Annotated in this window: 2 protein-coding genes, 1 tRNA gene and 2 pseudogenes; 3 read left to right on the top strand and 2 right to left on the bottom strand. The window is 67.6% G+C overall.

The genetic code is table 11. From position 1 onward, the window contains the following. Positions 1 to 169: 169 nt before the first annotated feature. Positions 170 to 991 (bottom strand): ISAs1 family transposase, encoded by an 822-nt coding sequence (locus ABZY44_RS37275; RefSeq protein ID WP_356661931.1) that lies wholly within the window; start codon positions 989 to 991, stop codon positions 170 to 172. A 632-nt stretch (positions 992 to 1,623) separates the two neighbouring features. Here ABZY44_RS37275 and ABZY44_RS37270 point away from each other — a divergent pair. The 3 genes and pseudogenes from ABZY44_RS37270 to ABZY44_RS37260 all read left to right on the top strand — a co-directional run bounded on the left by ABZY44_RS37270 (position 1,624) and on the right by ABZY44_RS37260 (position 4,206). Beyond that, positions 1,624 to 2,456, top strand: a pseudogene (locus tag ABZY44_RS37270) (sugar nucleotide-binding protein). Between the two features lie 233 nt (positions 2,457 to 2,689). After that, positions 2,690 to 4,063 carry a hypothetical protein gene (locus tag ABZY44_RS37265; protein WP_356661929.1) on the top strand — a complete coding sequence of 458 codons (1,374 nt, stop codon included), beginning with the start codon at positions 2,690 to 2,692 and terminating at the stop codon, positions 4,061 to 4,063. A 67-nt stretch (positions 4,064 to 4,130) separates the two neighbouring features. Further along, positions 4,131 to 4,206 (top strand) — tRNA-Gln (locus ABZY44_RS37260). A gap of 501 nt (positions 4,207 to 4,707) precedes the next feature. On the opposite strand, the pseudogene ABZY44_RS37255 reads toward ABZY44_RS37260, so the two are convergent. After that, positions 4,708 to 4,979: pseudogene (locus ABZY44_RS37255) on the bottom strand (hypothetical protein); the annotation flags it as partial.

The following is a 4,979-nucleotide window of genomic DNA, read 5'->3' as shown; positions in this document are numbered from 1 at the left end:
TCTTGGTCGATAACCCGTCTACCAGGAGTTTCATCGTTACGTACAGCCCGTTGACCCCCAACAGCTCGGCATCGCGGTCAGGTTGAAAAAGGCTCATTGTCTGGTTGATCATGTCGCGTTGCAGGTCAGGCCAGGGCTTCGGCGTAGTCGCGTGATGTCGGGTTCGTGATCATGTGAGGCCGTGTAGGGCGAGCGGGCGTTTCGGGTCGCGGGAGTTGGCCCGGAGTGCGGCGGCGACGTTCTGGGTACCGGCGATGCGCAGGGCGCCGATGGCAAGGTTGCGCCAGGTCGCCATGGTGCGGGGCGCATTGCCGGTCCGAAGCTGCGAGGCGTCCTTGGCGAAGGTGGTGTCCCGCACGTGGTGCAGGGCCTCGATCTGCCAGTGCGAGCGGATCATGTTGGCGAGCTGGGCGGGAGTGGCGTGCTCGGCGCTCAGGCTGGTGACCGCGTAGACGGTCTTGATGCTGACCTTGCCGCTCTTGCGGTGCAGGCGGCGCCGCTTGAGCTGGACGGCCTGGCGGGCACCTGGGAAGAGCAGGTTGTTCACGGTGCACACCTTGATGCGGCGGATCTCCCCACGGCCGTGACCGCTCTCGCGGATGCGGCTCTGGAGCGTAATCCGCTGCCAGGGAAGGGCTTTGAGCTGCTTGCGGAGCTTCTTCTGGTTCCCTGTAACGATCACGATGTAGTGGGCGCCTCGACTGGGGAGGTACTCGGCGGGCTCGCGTTGGGCGTGCATGGCGTCGCTGGTCACGACCATGTCGGCCAGGTCGGCCAGGTTGTCCAGAAGGGGCTTTCTCTCCGACGTCCAGCTGGGCGAGAACCAGACGGCTGGTGTGGTCGAGTGCGGCCAGCAAGTGGATCTTGTGGCCGTCGGCTCTGGCGGCGCCGCGCAGGCTCTTGCCGCCCACCGCCACTGCCTGGCGAGTCTGCGGGCCGGGCTGAGTGCGGCAATCGGCCAGCCCGGCGCCGACCGCCCGGTCAAGCGCATCGGCATCAAGGCGGGCCAGGGTGCGGCGGATCGTTGCCTCGCACGGCACCGGCCGGATGCCGGTCAACGGGCAGCGACGGGCGCCGATGCGGTCCAGGACCGCGATGGCGCATCGGCAGTGATCTTGGAAGCTCGTGCCAGTCCTGCGTCCGGGCCACCGCCGGCACACATCGGAAAAACCACTCAAGCCGCGACTACGCCGAAGCCCTGCAAGCAGGCCAGTCGTACATGCCGGGGATCGGCGGTCCTGGCAGGGCTCACCGAAAACCTCGCCGCCGCGCGGGCCTACTTCGAGCTGCACGGGACGCTGGCCGCCCCGCGCCACGGCGTAGCCTCGGAAAGCCGGTCGGGCAGTGGCTCACCAACGTGCGCCGCCCCGGCGGACTGGGCAAAGACCCCGTACGCTCCCGCCGGCAGCCACAGAAACGCCTCCCGATGGACGCGCAGGTCACCCAGCTCGAACCGGGCCGGCCGATCGCGGTCGAGCGGACGGACGGGGTGCGCAACGATGAGCGCGAGCCGGATGTCCGATACCTATGGCGGCCGCCACCGGCACGCTGACGATGAAGGCGGTCACCTGAAGTCCCGGGGTGACCGCCTTCATCATTGTGGAGGCGGTCACCGGTGGCGCGATGACAGTTCTGATCGTCGGCGGCAGCGGCTTCCTCGGGACCGAGTTGGTCCGGCAGGCGAGAGCAGCAGGGCATACGACCGTCGCGACGTACGCGACCAAGCCCGGCACCGCCTCCCCCACCGCGTGGCGCCACCTCGACCTGCGGGACGCCTGAAGCCTGGACGCCGTCCTGTCCGAGGTCCGCCCGCAACTCGTCCTCAACGCATCCAGCGGATCGGCCCACTGGCCGACCACGGCAGAGGGCCCCATCCGGCTCGCTGGCCGCGGCGAAGTGCGGAACCCGCATAGTCCACGTATCCAGCGACGCGATCTTCTCCGGGGCACACGTCCACTACTACGAGTCCAGCCTGCCGGACCCCATCACCGCCTGCGGCGCGGCCAAGGCCGCAGCCGAGACCGGCGTCCTCGCCGTGCACCCGAAAGCCACTGTCGCCCGGACATCCCTGATCATTCGTCAGGGGCGGTCCGTGCACGAGAGGTCCGTGCACGACCTCGCCGCTGGCACGCGCGACGGCGTCCTGTTCACCGACGACATCCGCTGCCCCATCCACGTCACAGACCTGGCCGCCGCCCTCTTGGAGCTGGCCTATCCGCCGACGCAACCGGAATCCACCACCTCGCCGGCCCCGACGCCGTGAGCCGTCACGAACTCGGCGTCCTCATCTCTGAGCGGGATGGGCTCGACGCCTCACAACTCCCCTCGGCCTTCGGGCCGAAAGCGGGCTCCCCGGCGCCCTCGACGTACGCCTCGACAGCCGGGCCACCCACCGAGGTCTGCGCACCACATTGCGCGGGGCCCGGCAGTTCCTGCGGCCCGCGTTCGTCATCTGACCCGGCGGGTCCGTCGGCCCTCGGGGCGGGTTCGGGCCGCGGCGTCTGTCGATGCCTCCGGAGCCGGTGACACCACCCCCCGGGCCAGTGCGATCGGCAGGGGGAGAAGGCCATGCCAACTCCGGAGGCCGGGCGCCCCATTGCGGGGCAACCAAAACGGTAATGGGGGGCCATGGCTGCAGCTGGTAGATATCCAGTTGGGCACTTAGCCGAGGAATGACAAGGTGAGGCTCATGCTGTCGCCCACCGCCGAAGAAGTCCTCCGGGAACTGCACGCCTCCCTCACACTGCGCAAGCGTCCGGAGGATGTAGCCCGGCTCATCCAGGACCTGTATGCGACACAGGGCACCGAACTCGACGAGGTCACTGAGGCCGCACTCGCCAAGGCCGCCGAACACTCGCTGCGCAACCTTTGGCACGGCTACACCTCCATGCGGGAGGACTTTGCCCGCCCGGTTGGCGCACAGCGTCAGCTCGCCCGTGCGGCAAGCCTGTTCATGGATGTGCCGGAGCTTCCGGACAGCGCCGGAGACGACCCGGACCAGATCGAGGTAGTGATCCGGCGTGCAGGCGAGTCCATAGGCCGCGTGTACAGCCAAAATGACTTCGGCGTGGACCGTCTCGACCGAGCCGAGCGAACGGCTGCCGGCCTCGGCGAGGTCTCCAAGCGCCAGTACAACAAGCGCTTCCGTCTCCTGCGCCGCATGGAGGCCAAACTGGCGCGGCTGATCCACGAGCAACGCCGCCGCGAAGTAACGATGACGGGCAAGGGAGCACTCGCTCACCTACTGCCGTACGGTCTCTTCGCTGTGGACCCGGACACGGCGGCCTTCATCGCATACATCACGGCGCGGGGCTACATGCGCAGCGTCTTCACGAACGGCCGCCAGCGCCAGGTCTACGACGAGGTCGCCGCGGCGCTGTTCCAGCGCTTGCGCGCGCAGCGGGAGCGGACCTGCTGGTCTGCGGTCGCGCACGTGCATCCCACATCGGAGGTGCTGGCGGCAGTATCCGAGGAGGACCTCACTCAACTGCTGGTCCAATGGAACGGCTTCCTGCGCCAGGTCGCGGACCTGTTGGAGGACGCCTGGAATCGGCACCCGCTGGAGCGCGAAACGATGATCGTGCGCCGCGGCGACGATTCATCTACGTGGAACCAGGCCGCACAGGCGTGGAACACGGCCCGAGCGCACTGGTTCGCGATTCTGTCCGAACTGGGCCAGGAGAAGATTCTTGACCGCGTCTGCCCAGGCAAGGTTCCCCGCCTGATGGCTGCCGATGTGGCTTATTGGCACCGCATGAGCGGCGGCGGGCTGCACCCCGACACCTACATCTGGGCAGAGCTGCCGTTGCCCTGGGAAGTGCTCCGGGGGGAGAAGGAATGCCCACGTTCGTTGGTCGAGGCAGTCTGCGTCCGACACAAGAGGGACCCCGTAGCCAGCGCCTGGACCGCCCCCAGGCCGACGGCTGAGGCTGTCGCCTTCCGCCGGACGCCCGAGCTTGTACATGGAGTTGCCGTTGCGGACCCTCTCATGGCGAGCGCCCTCCGGTCGGCAGGAGTGTTCTCCGGCAACGGCAAGCGCGCAGCGGCGAGGGAGTGGCTGTGACTGCTTGCCCAGGGGCTTGGGGAAATCGGTTGCCTAAAACGGCAGCCCCAGCCATGATCGACGCGGCGACGAGGAAGCTCTGCGGAGGAGCGCCCGGCTCTGATCCCGGGTGGACGTAGGTTCGAATCCTGCCCTCGTCGCCACTTCACTTCACTTGCCCTCGCTTTCGTCAGGCCTGCTTTCGGCGGGCGATGTAGTCGAGCCAATCGCGTCTGGCGTATCCGGTCCATCAGGTGGCGTTGCTGAGGCTGGTCCCGGTGAAGTCGGCGAGGACCGATGGAGGAATCCAAATCAGCTGGGGAGTCCCTGGGGTGAGTTACGCATTGCAGGCGGTGATCGCGGAAGATGCGCTGCGGCACGGGAGGTTTCGGGAGCCCGAGTGGCGTCTCTTCGCCAGGGCCTGTCGCTGATGCCGATGAAGTTCCCCCCTGAACCTGGACAGCGGGTGGTTCGCTGCGGGGGTGAGGTCGTGGGTCGCCAGGGCTCTGGTTTCGAGTGGGGTGACGTAGCCGTATACGGGGTGCTTACGCAGGCGCGTGCGGTTGTATTCGACCTCGATGAAGCGGAAGTCGTCGGCGCGGGCCGCTTCGTGGGACTCCCAGAGGGTGGTCCCGATCACCGAAAAGCTTTCGGCTGCGGCGTTATCACAACATGAGCCCGTTCTGCCCATACTCTGTCGCAGGTTCAACTCCCCTACCAGCGTCCGGTATTCGCCTGATGTGTATTCCGATCCGCGGTCCGAGTGGGCGATGCAGCCCGAGTTGAGGGCGCTGCGGGGCGTCGGTGACGAGCTCGGCGCGGTGGGGGTCGACCATCGCGTACCCGATCACCTCGCGAGTGGCCAGGTCGATGACGGTCGCCAGATACCACCAGCCGGCGAGCGTCGGCAGGTAGGTGATGTCCGAGACCAGCTTCG

This window comes from Streptomyces sp. NPDC006544 (genome assembly GCF_040611715.1).
GTDB lineage: Bacteria > Actinomycetota > Actinomycetes > Streptomycetales > Streptomycetaceae > Streptomyces.
The sequence above is the reverse complement of the archived record's forward strand: the minus strand, read 5'-3'. Positions and strand labels throughout refer to the sequence as shown.

Bases quoted from the DNA above. Each gene is read 5' to 3' on its own strand.
- ABZY44_RS37275 (WP_356661931.1), bottom strand. From the start codon at position 991: ATGCGCTTGACCGGGCGGTCGGCGCCGGGCTGGCCGATTGCCGCACTC.
- ABZY44_RS37265 (WP_356661929.1), top strand. From the start codon at position 2,690: ATGCTGTCGCCCACCGCCGAAGAAGTCCTCCGGGAACTGCACGCCTCC.